Raw genomic sequence first — 21,431 nt, 5'->3', positions numbered from 1 at the left:
CGTAACGGTGCTGACCGGCTCGGGAGTCGGACTCGCCGACATGATCCCCGCCCCCGCTCACTGCCCGCCTCCCGGAGGCGGGATCGGCCGCAGCGGATTCCCCGGCTCCACGTCGCCCGCCGGTCCGTCGGGCCCGATGTCCATGGGCACCCAGGCCCCCTCGCCCCAGGTCTCCCCTTCCGGCACCCGCACGCCGGGCATCTCCAGCGGCTCGATCTCCCGGGCGTTGTCGGCGAGCGTCCTGAGGGCGTCCAGATCGAGAGGGCTCGCCTCCGCGGTGACGACGTCGCCGCCGCCGGCCCACCGGGCGACCGAACCGTCCGGTGCGGCGGCCACCCCCCCGGGAGCCGTCCACGCCGACTGCCCCGAGCCCCCTGCGGCATCCTCCGCCCCTCGCGCCTCGCTGAAGACCGCGTCGCCGATGGACGGCGTGCCGGCGTCTCCCCGCGGCACCACGGCGGGCTGCGAGGCCGCCTCACCGGAGGCCGTACCCGCCGTCTGGACGGCGGGTACGGCGGAGGTCGTGGCCTGCGGCTGAACAGCCGCCTCACCGGAGGTCGTACCGGCGGGTTCGGGGGTGGCGTCGCCCCCCGTGCCCGGCGGCTGGACGGTCTGGTCGGTGGTGGGTCCCGCGGTGTCGAGGAGCGGATAGTCGGGCTTGGCCGAATCGAGCGGGCCGTGCGGCTCGACCCAGCCCGGCTGCCCCGCCGTGGCGGAGACGTTGTCGACCGTAGGCATCTCCAGCGGCGGAATGTCCTCGATGTTCTTCAGCAACTCGTCGACCTCGGCCGCCGTGGGCGAGTCGAGCGGGATCTGGAGTACCTTCACACCGTCGACCTCCACGACCTTCGCCCGCTGATCGCCGCTCTGGTCGATGTCGTCGGGATGGTCCTTCCGGTAACTGTCGAGAATGTCGTTGCCGGACGTGCCGCCCTCCTGCCTGGGCGAGCGCTCGTCGCCCTTGGAGCCGGAGTCGCCCTTGGCGTCGGGATCGTCAACCGGCGCGCCACCCACGGAGCCATCCCCCCGCGGCGTCGTCTCGTCACCCTTGGAACCGGAGTCACCCTTGGCGTCGGAATCGTTCACCGGCGCGCCACCCACGGAGCCATCCCCCCGCGGCGTCGTCTCGTCACCCTTGGAACCGGAGTCACCCTTGGCGTCGGAATCCTCCCCGCCGGGCATCGTGTCGTTCACATTGACGATCTCCGGCTGCGTGTCATCGGCTCTGGGCATCTCCGGCACGGGGGTGGCATCCGGGCCGGGGGCCTCGGGCGTCTGGCGTGGCACGTCGTCAACCGGCCGTCCCCCGTCCTGAGGCCCCTCACCGGGCCCGGGAACCGCGGGTTTCAAATCCTCGACCCTCGGCGTCTCCGGCCGCGAATCCTCAGCCCTGGGCGCCTCCGGCGTGGGATCCGGTTTCGGCGCCTCACGCGGCGAATCCTCAGCCCTGGGCGCCTCCGGCGTGGGATCCGGTTTCGGCGCCTCACGCGGCGAATCCTCAGCCCTGGGCGCCTCCGGCGTGGGCGTGGGCGTGGCATCCGGCTTCGGGGTCTCGCGCGGTGCGGTGTCAACCGGCTTGACGTTCTCCTTGGGGGAGTCTCCCTCGCGCGGAGAGGTCTCGTCAGCCTTCGAACCCGTGTCCGGCTTCCGGTCGTCGGCCCCGGACGCCTCCGGCTTCGGCGTCTCCTTCGAACCGTCCCTCGGGGAGGTCTCGTCACCCTTCGAGCCCGCCTCCGGCTTGCCCTCGTCACCCTTCGAGCCCGTCTCGGGCTTGGTCTCGTCGCCCTTCGGAGGCTCCGGCTTGGGGGAGTCCTTCGGATCGTCACGCTGGGTGCTCCCGGCCGACTGGTCACCGACGCGGGGCTTGTCGTCCGCTCCGACCGCCGGTTCGAGGCCGTCGGCCTTCGGGGTCTCGGGCTTCGCGTCGTCGCCCGCCGTGCCGCTGTCAGGCTTCGTGTCCCCGGTCTTGGGCTCGGCGGGAGGTGCCGTCGCGTTCTGGTTGATCCTCTTCTCCAGCAACGCCACGCGAGCGGAGACGTCACGGACCATCACGTCGCACGCGTCGGCGATCTGGACGGGTCTGTGGGTCGACTGCGAGGACAGGCCGGCCCCGCTCATCAGCTGGGTGACCTTGCCCTCGACGTTCCGCATCTGATCGGCCGCCCGCCGCACCTCGGACAACAGGTCGCGGACCAGCTTGGGGTCCATTCCTTCGAACTTGCCCATGGACGTCTCCCGGAAGTGTCGGCCCACTTCAAGGTACCGGGGAGAGCGCCCCGCGTCACGGTGATAATCAGATGGCATGGATCATGGACATGGGCCGCGCGGCGCCGGGCGCGGGAACCCTCAGGAGATCACGTCCTGGAGTGGACGTGGCGCCGGACGGGAAGCAGGATTCCCGTGATGCCCTCCAACCGTCCGATCAGGCGCTGCAGGTGCCAGCCCGCGTCCGCCCAACGTGCGCGGGCGGCGCTCAGCAGCGCGCCGCCGAGCGGTCTGGCCAGCACCCTGAGCCGGGCCCCCCAGCCGTGGTGCCTGCGGTACACCCTGCCCGTCCCCCGCGCGACGTGGCGTGCCCTGCGGCGGAACTCTCTGGTACCGGCCGCGGGAACGAAGGGGTTGTCCTCGTAGACGATGACGCGTGGGTGGTAGGCGATCGACCAGCCGTCCCGCAGCCCGCGCAGGAGCAGATCGGTGCCCTCTCCCGACTGCCAGGGCGTCGGGCAGCCCGCTCCGAGCCCCTCGTCGAAGGAGCCCACCGCCCCCATGAAGGCCGCCGTGTAGAAACAGGTCGCCTCGATGGCCTGGGACCACACGGTGGCGCCGTCGAGGACGGCCGACTCGGCGCCGAAGGCCAGCTGGGTCGGCTGCCCCGCCGCGTCGAGCAGCATGCCGGAGACGACCCCGTGCCCGCCGATCGCCTCGCACACCCTGGCCAGGGTGTCGGGGGCGTACCAGGTGTCGTCGTCGGGGAAGCCCACGATGTCGTAGTCCCCGAGCGCCGCCACCCCGGCGTTGCGCCCCGCGGACAGCCCTCGCGGCGTGCTCACCCGCCGGACCGGCAGCCGTTCCCGCCAGCGCTCGACGACCTCCGCGGTCCCCGTTCCGCCGCTCTGGTCGACGACGATCATCTCGGTGGCCGGGAGGCTCTGCTCAAGCACCGAGCGGAGCAGGCGGTCGAGGGTCTCGGGCCGACCGATCGTCGTGACGACCAGAGCGACCCGTGGAGTGGAATTCACGCCGATATGGTAGGCCAGCGCAAAGAGATGCGATTGGAGCCTCCCGGGATGATTCACGTGAACAAATCGCCGATGGTGTGGGTTTATCATTCCGTGGCCGAATTCAGTCGGGACCCGCTCCGGATCACGGTCTCTCCGGCCAGCTTCCAGCGCCACATGCGCTGGCTGCGCGACCGCGGGCTGCGCGGGGTCACGATGCGTGAGCTGCGCGCCGCCGAGGCCAGGGGCCAGGCCGCCGGACTGGTCGGGCTTACCTTCGACGACGGTTACGCCGACTTCGCCACGACCGTCGTGCCCACCCTGGCGGAGTACGGCTTCACCGCCACGGTGTTCGTCGTCGCGGGCCACGTGGGCGGCGACAGTTCCTGGGACCCCGGAGTCCCCCGGGACGTGATGACCCGCGAGCAGCTTCGCGAGGTGGCCGCCGCGGGTATGGAGATCGGCTCGCACTCGCTGACCCATCCCCGGCTGCCGACCGTGGACGGCGACCGGCGGCTGGCCGAGGAACTCGTGACGAGCAGGACGATGCTGGAGGACCTGACCGGTGAGGAGGTCGGCGGCTTCTGCTACCCGTACGGGCAGCACGGCGCCCGCGAGGTGGAGGCGGTCGCGGAGGCGGGGTTCGGCTACGCCTGCGCCCTCTGGCACACCGAGCACGCGGGTCTGTTCGCGATGCCGCGCATCGAGCCCTTCGACGAGACGAGATCCGCGGGGTTGCACGGCCGGGTGCTGGCGCATCGGATGAACAAGACCTACCCCAACATTCGAGGCATTCTCAAGGACCGCTTCGGTATCGATCTCCAGGCTCACCGCTAAAATAGACGAGGTGAGAGAGGACTTCCGGATTCTGATCGTCTGTACGGCGAACATCGTCCGCTCTCCGATGGCCGAGGCGATAGCCAAGGCGATGCTCCGGTTCTCCTCCTGCCCGATCCTCGTGTCGAGCGCGGGCACCCACGCCAGAGCGGGGCACCCCATGGCTCCGCACGCGCTCGACACGCTGAGAAACCTCGGCCTGGACGGCTCCGAGCACCTCTCGCGACCGCTGGACGACGCCCTGGTCGGCGACGCGGATCTCATCCTCACCATGGAGACGGGGCAACGCGGCACGGCGGTGACAATGGATCCGACCGCGATCCACCGGACCTTCACCCTCCGCGAGTTCGCCCATCTGTCGGCGGGCCGGAAAATCCGCCACCGCTCCGACACCGTCGGGCGTGCGCACGCCGTGGTCAGGACCGCCGCCAGGCGCCGGGGTGCCCCTGGCCGGCATCCATCGATCGAGATCGCCGATCCGTACGGTGGGCCGCCGAGGGAGTACGAGGAGTGCTCCCGGGTGATCGGCGACTCGCTCAGCCGCGCCCTGGGGGAACTGCTCGGTCCCCGCTGAGCGGCGAGTCTCCCCTCCTCGGCCGCCGCACCACGGCAGGCGGCTCCCGGTCCTGGAAGGTGTCACCCAGCTGGGGCTTGGCGGTGTCGCGCACGTACGGGCCGTACCGGTCGGACCTGGTGACCGTCCCGCAGTTGAAGACCAGTCCCACGACGCGGCCCCTGGCCCCCTCCAGCACCGTCAGTGCCTCACGCAGATCGTCGCGCCTGGTCTTCTTGGCCCGCGTCACCAGGATGGTCCCGTCCGCCTCCGGCGCGAGCACCGCCGCGTCGGTGACGGGCAGCAGCGGCGGGGCGTCCAGGATGACGTAGTCGAAGCCCTGGGCGAGCCGCCGCAGCAGGTCCCGCATGCGCTGGGTGCCCAGCAGCTCGCTGGGGTTGGGCGGCAGCGGGCCGCTGGTGAGCACGGTGATCCGGTGCGCTCCCGCCGTCGACTGGGCGACATCGGCCAGCTCGGCCCTCCCGGTCAGGACGCTGGTCAGACCCGCCTCGCCGACGAGCCCGAGCATGTCGGCGAGCCTCGGCCTGCGCAGGTCGACCTCGACCAGGGCCACCTGGGCACCCTCGGCCGCCAGGGCCGCCGCCAGGTTGACCGCGGTCGTCGACTTCCCGTCGCCGGGGAGCGGGCTGGTGATCAGGAAGACCTTGGCGGGCTGGTCGACACCGACGAAGCGCAGGGTGGTGCGCAGCTTGCGGTACGCCTCGGCGCGTGAGCTGAAGCGATCGCCGACGAGCGGGACGGCCTGGGTGTCGGGATCCTTGGGGACCATGGCCAGCAGGGGCTGGTCGCTCAGCCTCGCGAGATCGGCCTCGCTGTGGATCCGGGTGTCGAGCGCCTCGCGCAGGGCGCCCGCGCCGACGCCTCCGACGAGTCCCAGCGCGAATCCCAGCACTATGTCCAGGACGATCCTGGGGCTGCTCGGCCGCTCCGGCACCGCCGCGTCCCTGACCACCTTGACGCGGATCGCCGAGCCCTGGTCCGGATCGGGTGCCTCCAGGTCCGCGACCACCGCGACGAGCCGGGCGGTCACCGCGTTGGCGATCCTCGCCACGGCCTCGGCGTCGCCGTACCTGGCGGTGATGTTGAGCAGGACGGTGTCGACCGGGACGTCCACCTCCAGCCTCTGCGCCAGTTCCTCGGGCTTCAGTGACAGCCCGAGGGTCCTGACCACCGACCTGGTCACCACCGGGGTGGTGACCAGCGCGGCGTAGGAGCGCACCCTCTCCTGGGTGAACAGGGTGCCCTGGTACCTCTGGTCGATGCTGGACTGGCCGCCCTGCGCGATGGAGACGAACAGCGTCGTCGTGGTCCTGTACTCCTTCGGCTGCAGCAGGCCGATCCCGAGTCCGGTCCCCGTGCCGAGGACGGCGAGCAGGATGACGAGCAGCAGGTTCCTGCGGGCTCCGGCGATCAGCTCTCTGGCGTTCACGGGTGCTCTCTCGACTGTTGGGGGGTCACGTGCGACGTTCGGAAAGGCGCGGTGGTGAGGACCGCCGCGAGAAGGGCCATGGCGACCAGGAACCCGGTGGCCTCGATCAGCGAACTCGCCGTGGCCGCGCCCACGGCGCCGGCCAGCGCCGCCCCCGCGCTGACCGCGAGCACCCGTCCCGCCGCCAGGGAAATCCGCAGGAAGAACAGCATGCGGACCCGTTCCATGGCGCGCAGCACACCGTAGGGTCCGAGACCGATTCCCTCGATCACGAGCAGGGCTGTGAAGGCCGGGACGATCGGCCCCACGTCCGCCCAGGACTCGCCGAGCAGGGCCTGGCCGACGGAGTCGGGCAGGAAGGCGGCGACAGTACCGGCCGCGGCGCCCACCGCCCCGCACAGCAGCCCGACCGTGGCCGCGGACCGGAGCATCCGGCCCGGTCCCGCGGTCCTGAGCCGGGAGAGCTCGCTGACCACCGCGACCCGACCGGCCGCCATCACCACGTTGGCCGGGCCGAACAGCGTCAGCACCGCCCGCCACGCCCCCACTGCCGCCGGCCCCGCGATGTGCCCGAGGACGAGCAACACGGCGTAGCCCGCCAGGGAGAGCGCTCCGGTCTCCACGCAATACGGCCGAACCAGCGTGCCGTACTCCCTCAGCCAGCGGCGCGGCGCTCCGAGCCGAGGCAGCGTCCTGGCCTGGGCCGTCGCCAGAACGGCGGCGACCAGGCCACCGAACCCCCAACCGGCGACCAGCCAGCCCAGGCTCGCCTCCACCTGGAGCGCGGCGAACGCCGCCGAGACCTGCGCCACCCCACCCACCACGTCGACCAGCACCGCGCGGCGCTGCCAGCCGACCGCGATGAACGCCAGCCTGAGCGCGTCCCAGACCAGCAGTACCGGCAATAGCAGGGCGAGCGCCACGGCGGAGCGCCAGTGCGAGCCGACCAGGAAGGGGGACAGGGCCAGCAGCAGCACCCCGGCGAGGGCACCGAACACGGCCGCGGAACCGGAGCTGTCCGCCAGCGCCCGGCGCACCGCGGCGTCTCCCTCGGGCCGCCTGACCAGGAGCGGCTCGCTGACCGCCGCCCGCGACAGCTCCACGGCCACCACGTAGAAGCCGTAGAGGAGTGCGAACTCTCCCAGGGTGACGACCGAGACGTTGCCGGCCACCAGGATCATGAGAGCGAAGTTGCTTCCGCTGCAGATCACATGGTCGGCGAGGGTCCACAGCCCCCGGCGCGCCGCGGTCACCTCTCCTCCTCGGGGTTCCGGCGGCGGTGCAGCAACATGGCCAGCACGACGGCGCCGAGCAGCGTGGGAAAGGCCCGGCCCTCACCCCAGTAGAAGTATCTGGCCAGGTCGACCAGGCCCACGTACAGCAGCGGGTAGAGGATCAGGCCCCGGATCTCCCCCGAGCGCATCCAGCGGTAGCAGAGGCCGATCGCCAGCCCCGTCCCGGCCCAGAAGAGCATGCCGCCCGCCAGCCCGTAGTCGGCGAGGGGGGCGAGCATGCCGCCCGTGTTGTTGTACTCGGGGTTGCCGAACTGCCACAGCAGGCCGGGCCAGACCCGGGCGGGGTGGAAACCCAGCACGGACTCCGGGGTCAGCAGCGCCGACAGGCCGGGGAAGTTCCACAGGAACCCCACCGTGTAGTACGGCCAGACGAGGCCGGGGCCGATGCGGTCGACCACGATGGCGGAGTTGTTGTACGCCGTGGCGTAGTAGCCGGTCAGCCTGCGCAGCACGAACTCGGAGTAGTCGATCTGGACGATCGCGGAGTAGTGGGACCAGCTGCGCACGTACTCGAAGGTGCCGAAGAGCGTCACCAGGGCGAACGGGGCGAGCAGCGGCAGCCCTGCCCACAGCCAGCGGTGGTGGCGCCGCCCGTCGCCGGGCCGCAGCGTCGAGATCAGCGCGAGGACCGGGAGCGCGATCTCCATCAGGGCGAGCCGCTCGGAGTTGAGCACCACCCGCGCCAGCGTCAACCCGGTGAGCATCACGAACATCGCGGTGTGCGAGCCACCGCCGAGCCTCCGCTCAAGCAGCAGGCAGACCATGGCCAGCGGTCCCAGCTGGGTCAGCGTGGTCACCCCGCCGATGGTGGTGAGTTCGTCCTTGACCGCGTCCGCGGAGCCCGGGCTCAGCGAGAAGACCTTCACGAGGTCGGCGAGGCTGAGCCCGCTCGAGACCGCCGAGGCCAGCCAGGCCGCGTATCCCACCACGGTGAGCGCGGCGGCCACCCGGCCGGCCAGGAGCAGGACCCGGCGCTGGCGCGCGTTGACCGGTATGTCGGTGGCCCGGACCGGCCTGGACAGCGACGGCAGCATGCAGCCCACGACGAAGACGCCGATGAACACCACGACGGTGAGCACCTTGCCGTCGTCGAAGATCTTCGGCGTCCGCCACCACTCCCGGAAGCTGTCGTCCCCGATCAGCCAGACGGCCAGCAGCCCGGGGATGGTGGCGAGCATCGCCGTCCAGGCCGGGTGGAGCCACCAGGCGCCCTCGCGCAGCGGCAACCGCGAGGTGCTCACGCCCGGGTACCTCCGCTCTCGACCAGGGCCGTGAACACCTCGGCGTGGCGCCGCGCGGACTCCTCCCAGGAGAACAGAGCGGCCCGGGCGATCCCCCGGGCCCGCAAATCCGCCGCGGCGCGGTCGTCGGACAGGACGGTCTCCAGACCCGCCGCGATGCCGCGCGCGTCAAGATCGGATACGAGTACGGCGGCGTCACCCGCGACCTCGGGCAGCGCCGCCCGGTCGGAGGTCACCACCGGGGTGCCGCAGGCCATGGCCTCCAGCACCGGCATCCCGAAACCCTCGTGACCTGAGGGGAAGGCGAACACCGTGGCCGCCCTCATCAGGGGCGCCACCAACTCGTGCGGTACCTGGCCGAGGTAGCGGGCGTGCGGTGCCCCGGCCAGTGCCCGCTCGACCTGGCCCGACCCGAGGAACCCGCCTCCGGCGACCACCAGGGGGACGCCCAGGCGCGCGGTCGCCTCGACCAGGGCCGTGACGTTCTTGCGAGGGTCCAGGTTCCCCAGGTACAGCACGAACCCGCCGGGCAGCCGCAGGGGTTCGAGGAGGGCGTCGTCGCCGGCCTCCCGGGGGTGGAAACGATCGGCGTCCAGCCCGTGCGGGATCACGTGGACGCGGGCCGCGGGGACGCGGAAGACCCTGCCGATCTCGCCGGCCGAATGGCGCGAGACGGTGATGACCGCGCCGGCGACCTGGGTGAGCCTGCCGACCCTGGCCATCCAGGTGCGCTTCCAGAGCGCGCGGGCCAGCCCGGGGACGGGAGCGTCCTCGACGCCGTGCACCGTGGCCGCGATCGGTACCCGGGAGCCGATCAGCGCCCCGGTGTCGGCCGGGAAGTGCAGCAGGTCGGCCCCTCCCGGGCGGGCCGGCCACAGCAGGCCGTCGGCGGCGGCGTAGGCGAGCTGCCTGACCGCTCCTCCGAGCCCGTCGCCCGGCGGGACGAGGGCCTCGCACTCGATCCCGAAAGGTGCCAGCGCGGTGTAGAGGGTCCGCGTGTAGGAGGTGTTTCCTCCCACGTTCCGGCGTAGCACCTTACCGCTCACCCCGACCCTCACGCCGCCCCCGTGACGAGCGTGTAGGCGTGGGCGAGCCGGTCCGCCTGGAGCCCGGAGGTGTGCTGCCCCGCCAGCGCGCCGGCGAGCCTCCGTACCGCCTCCTCGCGCCGCGGGCGGTCCCCGAGGTCGGCCACCGCCCGCGCGCACCCGGCCGGTGTCGTCACCAGGTCGGGTACGCCCAGGCTGCGCAGCGCCGGGATGTCCCTCGCCACCACGGGCAGGCCGGCTCCGACCGCCTCCAGCACGGAGATCGGGGCGCCCTCCCAGCTCGCCGTATGGACGTAGACGTCCGCGGTGCCGAGCAGGGCCAGCGCCTCCTCACGGGCGAGCCAGCCCGTCACGACGACCCCGGCGTCCTGAAGGACACGGCGCAGGGCGGGGTCTCCGTCGCCGATCCAGACCCACCTGACGGACTCGTCGCTCGCGCGGGCGGCGGCGGCGAAGAAGGCGGGGTCCTTCTGCGCGCAGACACGGCCGACCGAGACCGCGACAAGGCCCGGCCGGTCCCCGGGCTCCCGCGGTTCCACCGCCGCCGGGGTCTCGGGGACGACGTTGGGGACGTAGACCACGCGCTGGCCGCCGCGGAGCCGGGCCGCGAGCTCGGCCTCCCTCGGACTCACCGCCGCCACGACGCCGGTACGCGAGGCGAGCAGCGTCTCGGCCAGGCGGAAGCCGTACCGGACGGGAAGCGCGACATCGGTCCGCTCGAAGGCGTAGCAGTGCGGGCTGTAGACGATCCGCCCCGTGGGAACCGGCGGGCAGGAGCGGACGTAGAAGCCCGCGTAGGAGGAGTGGGCGTGCACGACGTCGGGACGGATCTCCCGGTAGGCGGCGGCCACGTCGCGAATCCTCGCCAGGTGCCCGTCGGAGAAGACCCTGACCCCCTTGAGCAGGCGATCCTCGCCCAGCAGGGGGTCGGCCGCGTCGTGCGCCATCAGCAGCCAGTGCTCGTGGTCCGGTGTGGCCTCGACGTAGGCGTGGACGGCGCTGGCCACCCCGCTGCCCCAGCACTCGGTCACATGGAGCACCCGCACCGCCTGCCCGGGGCGGGTGCCGCCGGGCGCGGGCCGCTTCACGGCGTCAAGCCCCACCAAGACCTCCGTGACGCGAGTGATGAACGAGTTGACCGTGCTAACTGCCACCAGCGCGACATAAGGTATCGCAGGTTGCATGGCACTTCTTTTGGTATGTCTGACTCGATAGGGGCACCCCCGATGCATCGCGCCCTCCGCCTCCTGCTGATCACCGGAACCGCCGGAATCCTGATGGGTGCCTGTACCGCTGGAACGCTCTACGTCTTCCAGAGCAGCCTCGACAGCGACATCGTGCGCATTCCCGACGCCATCCCCACCGCTGAGGCCGATCGGCCCCCCGCCGAGCTGGGGGTGGGTGAGAACTGGCTGCTCGTCGGGACCGACACGCGTTCGGAGAGGACGACCACCGGTAAGGACGCGAGGACCCGGCTGTGGCGCCCCGGCGAGCAGCGCACCGACACGATCATGCTGATCCACCTCGCCGACGCCGGGAACCGGATCAGCGTGATCTCGATCCCGCGGGACTCGTGGGTCTCCATTCCCGGGAAGGGCAGAGCCAAGATCAACGCCGCCTTCTCCTGGGGCGGCCCCGCCCTGCTGATCAAGACGGTCGAGAAGCTCACCGGTGTCCGCGTCGACCACTACGCCGCGATCGACTTCCAGGGGTTCTCCGCGGCCACCGACGCGATCGGCGGGGTCGACGTCGAGGTGACGGAGACCGTCCGGGACCCGCTCAGCGGCGTCACCTGGAAGGCCGGCCGCCAGCACCTCGACGGCGAGAAGGCCCTGCAGTTCGTCCGCCAGCGCGTCAACCTCCCCGGCGGGGACCTCGACCGGATCAAGCGTCAGCAGGCGCTGCTGCACTCCATCGCCGGCAAGGTGCTCAGCGCCGAGACCCTCGCCAACCCCGTGAAGGTCAACAACCTGCTGCGCGCCCTGACCAAGGCGATCAGCGTCGACTCGGGGGTCACCCCGGGGATCATCAGGTCGCGGCTGTTCGATCTGGCCGGCGCCGACGGGTTCCAGTACACCACCATGCCGGTGCGGGGCAGCGGCATGGAGGGCTCGCAGAGCGTCGTGTACCTGGACACACGGAAGGTGCGGGCCCTCAGCCAGGCGATCCAGGACGACCGCGTCGACGACTACATCCGGGAGAGCGACAGTGCCAACGCCGTCGACGAGATCCGTTGAGTGCCCGTTGGTGTCAGTAGGCTCCCCGGGCACGCGCGACGGCCCCCCAGGTCTTCCAGAGCAGCTGCAGGTCCAGGATCAGTGACCAGTTCTCGACGTAGCGGAGATCCATCCGCATCCGCTCCTCCCAGGAGAGGTCCGAGCGTCCGCTGACCTGCCACAGGCCGGTCATCCCCGGCCGGACCACCAGCCTGCGGTGGATGTCCGCGCCGTACAGGGCGAACTCCGCGGGCACCAGCGGGCGCGGCCCGACCAGCGACATCTCCCCGCGGACCACGTTGACGAGCTGCGGGAGCTCGTCGAGGGAGTACCGGCGCAGGAACGTTCCCACCCGGGTGACGCGCGGGTCGTCCCGCATCTTGAGCAGCACCGCCTCGATGTCGAGGCCGCCCAGCCGGTCGGCGCCGTTCACCATCGTCCGGAACTTGAGGATCTGGAACTCGCGCCCGCCCTTCCCCACCCGGGTCTGCCTGAACAGCGCCGGCCCGTCGCTCGTGGCCCGGACCGCGACGAAGATCGCCAACATCGGGATCGCGAGAACGGCCAGCACCCCGGCGGCCACCACCCTGTCGAACACGTTCTTCACGATCTGGTTGATCCCTCCGAAAGAGGGGTGGTCCACGTGGAGCAGTGTCATGCCGGCGACCGGGCGGACGCTGACCCGCGGTCCGGCGACGTCCATCAGGGACGGGGCGACGAACAGATCGGTGTCGGTGACCTCCAGGCTCCAGGCCAGCCTGCGCAGAGCCACGCCGTCCAGCTCAGGACAGGCCAGGACCGCCACCGCGTCCGCCGACGTCCTGGCCACCACCTCGGCCACGTTGGTGAAGTCGCCGAGGATCGGAACCCCGTCGACGTCGGGGACGCATCCGAGCTCCGCCCCCTCGGGCAGGCAGGCGGCGACCACGCTCATGCCGTACCCGGACTGGTGACGCAGTTGCATCACCAGGTCCATCACCGCCACCCGGTGCCCGACCGCGACGACCCGCGCGACCGCCTCGTGGGGGTCCATCCTGTGCAGGTGCCGGCGCAGGGCGCGGCGGAAGGCGAGGGTGAGCAGGATCGCCATGGGCAGCATGGCGATGACGATGCTCCTGGCGATCATGAGCTTGGTGACGTAGGCACCGATCGCGACGACCGCGGCCAGCCCCAGGCCACCGTTGAACACCAGGCGGACCTCCTCCAGGCCACCCGCCTGGACCCGCCCTCGGTACGCCCCCACGAACGACATCGCCACCGGCCAGGCGATCACCAGCCCCGCCGAGAACACCATCTCGAACCAGGGGACGTAGCCGCCCCACCACCATCTGGCTCCCAGCACCACTACGTAGGCCACCAGGGCGCAGCAGAGGTCACCCGCGACGAGCACGCGTGTGATCGACCGCTTCCGCCTGTTCCCCGGAACGAGCGGAGCAGCCGGAGGGCGCTCCGCTCTGCGCTCGGTCGATGTCGCACTCATACGCTCTCACCTTCTTGCTGGACAAGCACAAGAAGGACGTGCGATGCGCATCATGCGTTTACCTGTCCACCAAAAACAACAAAAATCACATCAAGCTTGGTTTTCTGGCCTGTCACCTGGGAAAAAACGACCGCTCCGAACCCTCCTCCCGCCGCCAGAGGAGGGCCACGGCCAGCAGCGCCTGCGGGATGGCCGGAAGGGCGTAGCGCCGATCGAACACCGAGGTCGCCGCGGGTATCAGCAACAGCGCCACCGCGAAGGCCCAGGGGAGGGCGATCTCGGGCCGCCTCCACCTGACCGCTCCGGCCGCGCCCGCCATCAGCAGCACGCCGAGGAGCAGGCCCGTCGCGTATCCCTCCACCTTCAAAAGACCCGCCGCCCTGGGCGCGGGCGGCTCCACCGCGTCGTGGCCCAGGGCCGTGGCGACCAGGAGATCCCCTCCCTCGTACGCGCGAACGTCCCGCACCGGATCGGCTCCCGGCACGTAGGTCGCGTTGACCCCGGAGTCGTACCCCAGTTCCTCGGCCGTCGGCGGCATCGGTATCCAGGGTTCGGCGAAGAAGGCGCCGGTGTCCCTGGCGACCGTCGCGGCGAAGTCGAGGGGCTGCTCACGGATCGCCCGCCAGGAGAAGCTCGACGCCAGATTGTTGACGTCCTCGCTGAAGACGTCGACGCCCATGCTCTGCAGGGGGGTGCCCGGATACCAGATGTAGGTGTCCGACTTCGGGCGGGTTCCCGGCGGTGCCTGCGTGCAGAGTCCCCGCTCGGGAATCGGAGGGGCCATCCTCTCGCAGTCCGCGAAGTCCATGACCCTCCCGTAGAGGAAGATCCCGTTGCTCCGGGTGAACGCGACGCTGCCGTGCCACGCCCGGAACCACATCCCGTAGCCGGCCAGCGGCAGGACGGCCGCGACCGTGAAGGCGATGACCGGGCGCGGGCCGACGCGCCGGACGACCAGGTATCCCACCACCAGCAGGATCAGCGGCAACCCTGCCGCGCGGGCCAGCGTGGCGAGGGCGAGGAGCACCCCCGAGAGCGCGACGGCCCAGGCGGGGGGCGAGCGCCACCAGAGCACCACCACCACGGCCCCGATGGTCAGCGGAACGAAAAGCGCCTCGCTCATGATGGCGCTCTCCATTTTGAGCTGCCACGCGCCGAACATCACGGGAAGGACGACGAGTGTCGCCACCCAGCCGGGGAGCGAGGTTCTCCGCCGCAGCAGCGCGTAGACACCGGTGACCGAGACGAGGGCCAGCAGGTGCTGGACCGTGACCACCAGCGTGAAGCTGTGAAACGGCTTGAGCAGCCAGAGGAACAGCGGGTAACCGCTGGGCCGCACCACATGCGGCTGGGGCCGCAAGGCCAGCGCGATATAGGCGTAACTGTCGTTCTTGGCCAGCACGGGAAGCTGGGTCACCGTGATGCCCGCGCGGACCACCGTCCCGGCCACCAGGGCACCGGCGAAGAACGCGTTCCGCCTGATCAGATGGACGACGGCCGCCTGCGGCGGCCCACTCGGCCGGGTAACCATTCCGCTGTCGTCCTCTCACCGCGCCGAACACCCGGTAGATGACGGATGACAGGGCCATCAGGGTCACATACGGACCAGGATTCCTATCAGCAACAGGTGATTATTTTCTTCACATGAATGACGGTTTCCGGCCGGAGAACCGCGCGATCACCCGCCGCGCGATCGGACGGGCGCTGCGGACGGCCGTGGCCAGTCCCGGGAGGGGATCGTCGGCGGCGAGCCAGGCGAACTCCCTCCCGCCCCCCTCGGGGATCTGGTAGGCGCGTGTCGCGCGTCGATAGGCGACCCGGGCAGGAACGTCCAGGTTCTCGACGATGATCCTGCGCCCTTCCACCTGTGTTCCCGGCGGGACCGTCTGGCCGGTCAGCGTCAGGTAATGGGCCCGGATCACGTCGATCCCCGCGTCGGTTTCGAAAAGCCGGAACTGCGCTCCCACCCGAGGGTTGAAATCAAGAAGCTTGTACTTTCCGTCACGGTGGTCGAGCCGCCAGTCGAGATCGGCGACGCCCGCGTAGCCGGTCTCCTTGCAGAGTCTGGTGGTCAGGCTCACCAGCTCCGGGTTCGCCACCGAGTAGGCGTACGTCGTCACCCCCACGTGCGGCGGCCACGACCGTACCTTCACCCCGGTGAAGGTGACCACCGCGTTCCCCTGCGCGTCACAGCAGACGTGGGCGATCCAGTCCGTCGACTCCGAGCGCGGCAGGTACTCCTGGACGAGCGTGTACGGCGCGGCCGGCCATGTCGCGGCCAGCTCGCGCAGTTCCGCCGGCGTCTCCACCACCGTGGAACGGCTGACCGCCGGCGCGGCCAGCCGGAGCCACGGTTCGGAGTTCTTGAGCACGACGGGAAAGGTGAGCTCCCCGGCGATCTCGTCGATCTGGTCGAGCGAGGTGATCAGCCGTGACTCCGGAACCGGTATGCCGTGGCGCCGGCACAGCCGGAACATGTCGTGCTTGCTGGCCAGCAGGCGCGGCAGGTCACGCGGGACCGGCGGCAGCAGAAGGTGCTCGGACAGGATCTCCGCGTGCTCGGCGAGCAGGATCGCCGCCTCGTCGTCCGTCGCCACGGCCACCGCCCTTCCCGGCAGCGACGCGGCGATCTCCCGCAGCCCCCGCACAAGATGCTCAGCGGGCTCGGCCCCGGTGGTCGGCCAGACGATCTGGCCGGCCCGGTAACGGGAGAGCGCCGCCGCGGTCAGGCGACCCTCGGCGATGACGTGAACAGCGACCCCGAGCCGTCCCAGCGTCCGCACGACGCCGACCGCACCGTGGTGAAGCGGGTAGTGCCCGATCTTGACGAGAAGAACGGGAACGCTCGGGTCCACGTTCACCCGCCGGACTCTGTGCCACCGTCAGGCTCGGGACCGGCGTCGGTGGCGACGTAGCCGATCACGCCGCGCAGTTTCTCCACCGCGACCGCCCCGCGCCGCAGCAACCTGGGCACCGCGGTGGTCAGGTCCAGGATCGTCGAAGGGGTGTCGCTCTCACACGGCCCGGCGTCGAGATAGACCGACACCGAGTCGCCGAGCTGCTTCTCCGCGTCGGCGGCGCTGGTCGCGGCGGGGGCACCGGAGCGGTTGGCGCTGGAGACGGCCATCGGACCGGTCTCCTTGAGCAGGTCGAGGGCGACCGCGTGCAGCGGCATCCGGATGGCGACGGTGCCCTTGGCGTCCCCCAGGTCCCAGGAGAGCGACCGGTTCGCGCGGCAGATCAGCGTGAGCGGCCCCGGCCAGAAGGCGTCGACGAGATCCTGGCCGTACGGACCGAGGTTCTCCACCAGGGCGTTGGCCGCCCGGACGGTCCCGACCAGCACGGGCACCGGCATGTCACGGCCACGCCCCTTGGCCTCCAGCAGGGCGGTGACCGCGGCGGGTGCGAAGGCGTCTGCGCCGATACCGTAGACGGTGTCGGTCGGCAGCACCACGAGCTCCCCCCGCCGTACGGCGGACGCGGCCTCTACCAGGCCCGCGGCGCGCTGCTCGGCATCGATGCAGTCAAAACGTCGGCTCACTGTGCCTCCTCAGGATCGCTCGCTACGCGCATTCGCGTACCTCCTCGTCCACCGGCACGTCACCGACGGCCAGGATCCCCTCGCTCACGGCGTGCATCCTATTCCTGGCCGAAGCGGGCGGTGACGAAGCGGTCCCTGCGCGTCAGGTCCTGGCGGCTGCGGACGTCGCGCCAGCCGTTCTCCTCAGAGAAGATCAGATAGACCGGGGTGCCCTGCTGATCGGCGTGTTCCACGGCGACGAAGCCACCGGGGCGCAGCAGGCGCCTGGCGGTCCTTTCGACGGCCCTGACCTCGTCGAGGCCGTCGCTGCCCGACCCGTACAGCGCACGGTGCGGGTCGTAGTCGCGGACCTCGGGGTCACGGGGGATCGCGCCGGGCGGGATGTACGGCGGGTTGGAGACCACCAGGTCGACCTGGCCGTCCAGCTCGGAGAGGGCGTCGGCCAGATCCTCCGGGTGCAGGTGGACGCGGCCCTGACCGTGCTCGATGATGTTGCGCTTGGCCCAGCCATAGGCGTCCGGGTCGACCTCGACCGCGTGCACGGTGGCCAGCGCGACCTCCTGGGCGATGGACAGCGCGATGGCGCCGGACCCGGTGCCGAGATCCACGACCACGGGCGAGGCGACGTCCATCTCCCGCAGCCTGTCGATCGCCCAGCCCACCACGATCTCGGTCTCCGGGCGCGGCACGAACACCCCCGGCCCGACCTCCAGGGACAGGTAGCGGAAGTAGGCCCGCCCGGTGATGTGCTGGAGCGGCTCGCGGGACTCCCTGCGGGCGACGCCCTCCCAGAACAGGGCGTCGAAGTCGGAGTCCTTCACGGTGTGCAGCTCACTGCGCCGTACACCGTGCACACATGCGGCGATCTCCTCGGCGTCGGTGCGCGGCGACGGCACACCTGCCTCGGCGAGCCGGGCGGTGGCGAGGGCGATCTCGTCCAGCAGAAAGGTCATGGGCGCGTTCTATGAATGGTTGGCGAGCTTCTCCGCCATCTCAGCGTTGAGCAGGGACTGGATGACGGCCGTGAGATCCCCGTCGAGCACCTGGTCGAGGTTGTACGCCTTGAAACCGACGCGGTGATCGGAGATGCGGTTCTCGGGAAAGTTGTAGGTGCGGATGCGCTCGGAGCGGTCGACGGTGCGGATCTGGGACTTGCGCTCGGCCATGGCGGCGGCGTTGGCCTCCTCCTCGGCGATCGCCTGCAGGCGGGCCCGCAGGATGCGCATGGCCGACTCCTTGTTCTGGAGCTGGCTCTTCTCGTTCTGGCAGGAGGCGACCACCCCGGTCGGGAGGTGCGTGATCCGCACGGCCGAGTCGGTGGTGTTGACACTCTGACCACCGGGACCGCTGGAGCGGTAGACGTCGATGCGGAGGTCGTTCGGGTCGATCTGGACGTCGACGTCCTCGGCCTCCGGGTAGACGAGCACCCCGGCGGCGCTGGTGTGGATGCGCCCCTGGGACTCGGTGACCGGCACCCGCTGGACGCGGTGCACACCGCCCTCGAACTTGAGCCTCGACCAGACGCCCTCGTCGCCCCTGGCCTTCAGGGCGATCGTGACGTCCTTGTAACCGCCGAGGTCGGAGTGAGTGGCGTCGATGAGCTCGGTCTTCCAGCCGATCCGCTCGGCATACCGCAGATACATCCGCAGGAGGTCCCCGGCGAACAGCGCGGACTCCTCGCCGCCCTCGCCCGCCTTGATCTCCATGATGATGTCCTTGTCATCGTTGGGATCACGCGGGACGAGCAGGTGCCTGAGCTTCTCCTCCAGCTCGGGAACCCGCGCTTCGAGCTCCTTGGCCTCCTCCGCGAACGCCTCGTCCTCCGATGCCAGCTCCCTCGCCGTCCCGAGGTCTGCCTGGACGCCCTCGAGCTCGCGGTAGGTGTTGATGATCGGGGTCAGCTCGGCGTAGCGCCTGCCGAAGGTGCGTGCCTGCTTCTGGTCGGCGTGCACGGAGGGGTCGGCGAGCTTGAGTTCCAGCTCGGCGTACTCACTGAGCAGCTCGTCGAGGTTCACCGTGCGTCCTTCCTTGAAAGCCCTTCTAAGCCTGCCTCATCACCACGAACGCCGACTCGGGCACCCCCCTTTCGCGGGAGGGTCGTTCCGAGCCGGCGTCGGGATGGGGGCTACTGGCCCGTGGACTTCTTGCCGAAGCGCTTCTCGAAGCGCGCCACCCGGCCGCCGGTGTCCAGGATCTTCTGCTTGCCCGTGTAGAAGGGGTGGCAGGCGGAGCACACGTCGGCGTGGATCACGCCGTTCTTGGCGGTGCTGCGGGTGGTGAAGGAGTTACCACAGGTGCACGTCACCTGAGTGGCGACGTACTCCGGGTGGATGTCGGGCTTCATGTCGTCTTTTCCTCTCCAAAACGCGGCCGCCGGGTCGCCACTGTCTCTCGCCGATGAGGCTTGCGCGCTGGCACACCGAGGTGCGCGCGGGCGGGAACCGGAACCGCTGCGGTTCGGCTACCAGTGTGCCAGATCCTGCAACCATCCCAGGCCACAAGACATTCCCCGCCCTGGAGAGACCGGGGCTGCGGGCGTTCACCTGCCCAGATACGCGAGCACGGCGAGAACCCTGCGGTGGTCGTCGGTGGCGGGCTCCAGGCCGAGCTTGCCGAAGATGCCGGAGATGTGTTTCTCCACGGCGCCCTCGGTGACGAGCATGCGCCCGGCGACCGCGGCGTTGGAACGGCCCTCCGCCATCAGGGCCAGCACCTCTCGCTCCTTCGCGGTCAGCGACTCCAGGGGGTCTCCCCTGCGCTGGCGGCCCAGCAGCTGCCCGATCACCTCCGGATCGATGACCGTTCCCCCGGCGGCCACCCGGCGCACCGCGTCGAGGAACTCGGCCACGTCCGCTATCCGCTCCTTGAGCAGGTAGCCGACCGCCGCGGCGCCACCGCCGATCAACTCCGTGGCGTACTGCTCCTCGACGTACTGCGACAGCACGAGGATCGGCAGCCTCGGCCGCCGGCTCCTGGCCTCCAGGGCCGCGCGCAGTCCCTCGTCGGTGTGCGTCGGCGGCATCCTGACGTCGACGATCGCCAGGTCCGGATCGTGCTCGACGATCGCGGCCACCAGCCCCGGGCCGTCGCCCACGACCCCGACGGTCTCGATGCCCCCGTCGGCCAGCAGCCTGGCCAGCCCCTCGCGCAACAGCACCGAGTCTTCGGCGATCACCACCCGCATGTGTTCAGGCCCTCACCATTCGCAGGGCAGCTCGGCCCTGATCATCGTGGGGCCGCCGAGCGGGCTGTCGACGCTCAGGGTGCCGTCGATGGTCGCCGCCCGGTCGGCCAGCCCGGCGAGACCGCCTCCGGGCCGCGGCACCGCGGCGCCGACCCCGTTGTCGTAGACCTCGACGATCACCCGCTGCTCCTGCCGGCTGACCCGGATGGACGCCTCGGTGGCCTCGGAGTGCTTGGCCAGGTTGGTCAGGCACTCGGCCACGACGAAGTACGCGATGCTCTCCACCGCCGGCGGGGGCCGGTGCGAGACCTCCACCGCCAGATCCACCCGTACGGGCGCGCGCGCGGCGAGCGACGACAGGGCGGCGTTCAGCCCCCTGTCGGTGAGGATCGCCGGATGGATGCCCCTGGCGAGGTCACGCAGCTCGGCGATGGCGGCCTTGGTGCCCCTGTGCGCCTGGTCGAGGAGCTCCCGGGCCGCGGTCGGGTCGGAGTCCAGCTTGGCCTGGGCCCGGCCCAGGTCCATGGCCACCGACAGCAGCCGCTGCTGTGCGCCGTCGTGCAGGTCACGCTCGATCCGGCGCCGCTCGGCCTCGGCCGCGTCCACCCCGCGGGCCCGGCTGGCCCGCAGGTGCGCGGCGCGGGCCGCCAGCCGGTTCTTCTCCCCCGTGCCCAGCAGGGCGGCGCCGAGCAGGCCGTGCAGCCAGGCCATCCCCCGGGTCGCGTACAGGGCCGCGAGCAGGAACCCGATCCCGATCAGCATGCACAGCAGCGCCTTCGGCCCGCTGTCGATCGGCAACTCGCCGATGGGGGTCATCGGCTCCCCCACCAGCAGCAGAGGCAGTGGCGCCACGGTCAGGCCGAGCCCGAGCGTCCACAGGACCGCCGAGACCGTGAACTCCCCGATCCCGATCGGCAGCAGCAACAGCAGGTAGAGCAGATCCTTCCAGGTGGCGGGGTCGACGAACATGTCCTTCCAGCGCAGGAACAGGTTGTCGCCCTCCGATGGCCGGTAGGGGCTGGGGATGTCGACGCCGAAGGCCAGCCGGAGGAACCGGCGCTCCAGCATCGCCACCCCCCGCCAGGCCAGCATGGTCAGGGCGAGGAGCGGCAGCCCGATCCACACGATCACCAGCGCCAGGGAGAGCGGGATCACCGAGGCGAGGAACGCGAACCAGGCGAGGCCGTGGAACAGGCTCACCAGCAGGTAGGGAACGGCCCGCCAGGTCATCGGGTCGACGAACATGCCGAGGGGACCGTTCGGCCCGAAGGGCACGCGCCGCCGGAGCGGCGTCCTGACCACGGGCGTGCTCACCACTGTCTCGGCAGTCACGCGCCCCCCTGTCGTCCGCGAAGATGCGTCCTGAAGTA

Annotated in this window: 19 protein-coding genes; 3 read left to right on the top strand and 16 right to left on the bottom strand. The window is 70.9% G+C overall.

The genetic code is table 11. The features are described 5' to 3' along the window. Positions 1–57: 57 nt before the first annotated feature. Together ABT130_RS10940 and ABT130_RS10935 are read right to left on the bottom strand one after the other, a co-directional pair. Positions 58–2,226 (bottom strand): hypothetical protein, encoded by a 2,169-nt coding sequence (locus tag ABT130_RS10940; RefSeq protein WP_350954701.1) that lies wholly within the window; start codon positions 2,224–2,226, stop codon positions 58–60. Positions 2,227–2,354: 128 nt separating this feature from the next. Then, positions 2,355–3,239, bottom strand: coding sequence for a glycosyltransferase family 2 protein (locus ABT130_RS10935; protein WP_350954699.1), 885 nt, complete (start codon positions 3,237–3,239; stop codon positions 2,355–2,357). A gap of 93 nt (positions 3,240–3,332) precedes the next feature. Between ABT130_RS10935 and ABT130_RS10930 the strand changes: the two genes are divergently transcribed. Next, positions 3,333–4,055, top strand: coding sequence for a polysaccharide deacetylase family protein (locus ABT130_RS10930; RefSeq protein ID WP_350954697.1), 723 nt, complete (start codon positions 3,333–3,335; stop codon positions 4,053–4,055). 10 nt (positions 4,056–4,065) lie between these two features. Next, positions 4,066–4,629: an arsenate reductase/protein-tyrosine-phosphatase family protein gene (locus ABT130_RS10925; RefSeq protein WP_350954695.1), complete on the top strand. Its 564-nt coding sequence runs from the start codon at positions 4,066–4,068 to the stop codon at positions 4,627–4,629. On the opposite strand, the gene ABT130_RS10920 is transcribed toward ABT130_RS10925, so the two are convergent. The 5 genes from ABT130_RS10920 to ABT130_RS10900 are packed head-to-tail and all read right to left on the bottom strand — an operon-like array spanning position 4,592 to position 10,794. After that, the gene (locus tag ABT130_RS10920; protein ID WP_350954694.1) at positions 4,592–6,058 is read right to left on the bottom strand and encodes a tyrosine-protein kinase domain-containing protein; all 1,467 of its coding nucleotides are present in this window, start codon (positions 6,056–6,058) and stop codon (positions 4,592–4,594) included. The genes ABT130_RS10925 and ABT130_RS10920 overlap by 38 nt on opposite strands. After that, positions 6,055–7,311 carry an MATE family efflux transporter gene (locus ABT130_RS10915; RefSeq protein WP_350954692.1) on the bottom strand — a complete coding sequence of 419 codons (1,257 nt, stop codon included), beginning with the start codon at positions 7,309–7,311 and terminating at the stop codon, positions 6,055–6,057. The genes ABT130_RS10920 and ABT130_RS10915 overlap by 4 nt, the downstream gene beginning before the upstream one ends. Then, positions 7,308–8,594, bottom strand: a complete 1,287-nt coding sequence (locus ABT130_RS10910) for an O-antigen polymerase (protein WP_350954690.1) — start codon at positions 8,592–8,594, stop codon at positions 7,308–7,310. Before ABT130_RS10910 ends, ABT130_RS10915 begins: the two co-directional genes overlap by 4 nt. Then, entirely contained in the window at positions 8,591–9,613 is a 1,023-nt protein-coding gene (locus ABT130_RS10905) for a glycosyltransferase family 4 protein (protein ID WP_350954688.1), read from the bottom strand. The genes ABT130_RS10910 and ABT130_RS10905 overlap by 4 nt, the downstream gene beginning before the upstream one ends. A gap of 35 nt (positions 9,614–9,648) precedes the next feature. Beyond that, positions 9,649–10,794, bottom strand: a complete 1,146-nt coding sequence (locus ABT130_RS10900; protein WP_350954687.1) for a glycosyltransferase family 4 protein — start codon at positions 10,792–10,794, stop codon at positions 9,649–9,651. Between the two features lie 72 nt (positions 10,795–10,866). Here ABT130_RS10900 and ABT130_RS10895 point away from each other — a divergent pair, with 72 nt between their 5' ends. Continuing rightward, positions 10,867–11,877, top strand: a complete 1,011-nt coding sequence (locus tag ABT130_RS10895; protein WP_350954685.1) for an LCP family protein — start codon at positions 10,867–10,869, stop codon at positions 11,875–11,877. 13 nt (positions 11,878–11,890) lie between these two features. Here ABT130_RS10895 and ABT130_RS10890 read toward each other — a convergent pair whose 3' ends face one another. From ABT130_RS10890 to ABT130_RS10850, 9 genes are all read right to left on the bottom strand, one after another. Further along, complete coding sequence (locus ABT130_RS10890; RefSeq protein WP_350954683.1) at positions 11,891–13,336, bottom strand: sugar transferase; 1,446 nt, start codon at positions 13,334–13,336, stop codon at positions 11,891–11,893. A 112-nt stretch (positions 13,337–13,448) separates the two neighbouring features. Beyond that, positions 13,449–14,867 carry a hypothetical protein gene (locus tag ABT130_RS10885; protein WP_350954681.1) on the bottom strand — a complete coding sequence of 473 codons (1,419 nt, stop codon included), beginning with the start codon at positions 14,865–14,867 and terminating at the stop codon, positions 13,449–13,451. Positions 14,868–14,976: 109 nt separating this feature from the next. Further along, entirely contained in the window at positions 14,977–16,197 is a 1,221-nt protein-coding gene (locus ABT130_RS10880; protein ID WP_350954679.1) for a carboxylate--amine ligase, read from the bottom strand. Continuing rightward, complete coding sequence (locus ABT130_RS10875) at positions 16,194–16,877, bottom strand: L-threonylcarbamoyladenylate synthase (RefSeq protein WP_350954677.1); 684 nt, start codon at positions 16,875–16,877, stop codon at positions 16,194–16,196. Before ABT130_RS10875 ends, ABT130_RS10880 begins: the two co-directional genes overlap by 4 nt. Before the next feature lie 98 nt (positions 16,878–16,975). Then, the gene (gene prmC, locus ABT130_RS10870) at positions 16,976–17,830 is read right to left on the bottom strand and encodes a peptide chain release factor N(5)-glutamine methyltransferase (protein ID WP_030906627.1); all 855 of its coding nucleotides are present in this window, start codon (positions 17,828–17,830) and stop codon (positions 16,976–16,978) included. Between the two features lie 9 nt (positions 17,831–17,839). After that, positions 17,840–18,892 carry a peptide chain release factor 1 gene (prfA, locus tag ABT130_RS10865; protein ID WP_343975686.1) on the bottom strand — a complete coding sequence of 351 codons (1,053 nt, stop codon included), beginning with the start codon at positions 18,890–18,892 and terminating at the stop codon, positions 17,840–17,842. 110 nt (positions 18,893–19,002) lie between these two features. After that, on the bottom strand, positions 19,003–19,221 hold the full coding sequence (rpmE, locus tag ABT130_RS10860) for a 50S ribosomal protein L31 (RefSeq protein WP_343975689.1): 219 nt from the start codon (positions 19,219–19,221) through the stop codon (positions 19,003–19,005). 195 nt (positions 19,222–19,416) lie between these two features. Continuing rightward, the gene (locus ABT130_RS10855; protein ID WP_350924643.1) at positions 19,417–20,061 is read right to left on the bottom strand and encodes a response regulator transcription factor; all 645 of its coding nucleotides are present in this window, start codon (positions 20,059–20,061) and stop codon (positions 19,417–19,419) included. A 12-nt stretch (positions 20,062–20,073) separates the two neighbouring features. Further along, the gene (locus ABT130_RS10850; RefSeq protein WP_350924641.1) at positions 20,074–21,393 is read right to left on the bottom strand and encodes a sensor histidine kinase; all 1,320 of its coding nucleotides are present in this window, start codon (positions 21,391–21,393) and stop codon (positions 20,074–20,076) included. Between the last annotated feature and the right edge of the window lie 38 nt (positions 21,394–21,431).

Source organism: Streptosporangium sp. NPDC001681, from assembly GCF_040298085.1.
In the GTDB taxonomy this organism is placed as follows: Bacteria; Actinomycetota; Actinomycetes; order Streptosporangiales; family Streptosporangiaceae; genus Streptosporangium.
Note: the sequence above shows the minus strand (reverse complement) of the source record. Positions and strands in the feature narration are given on the sequence as shown.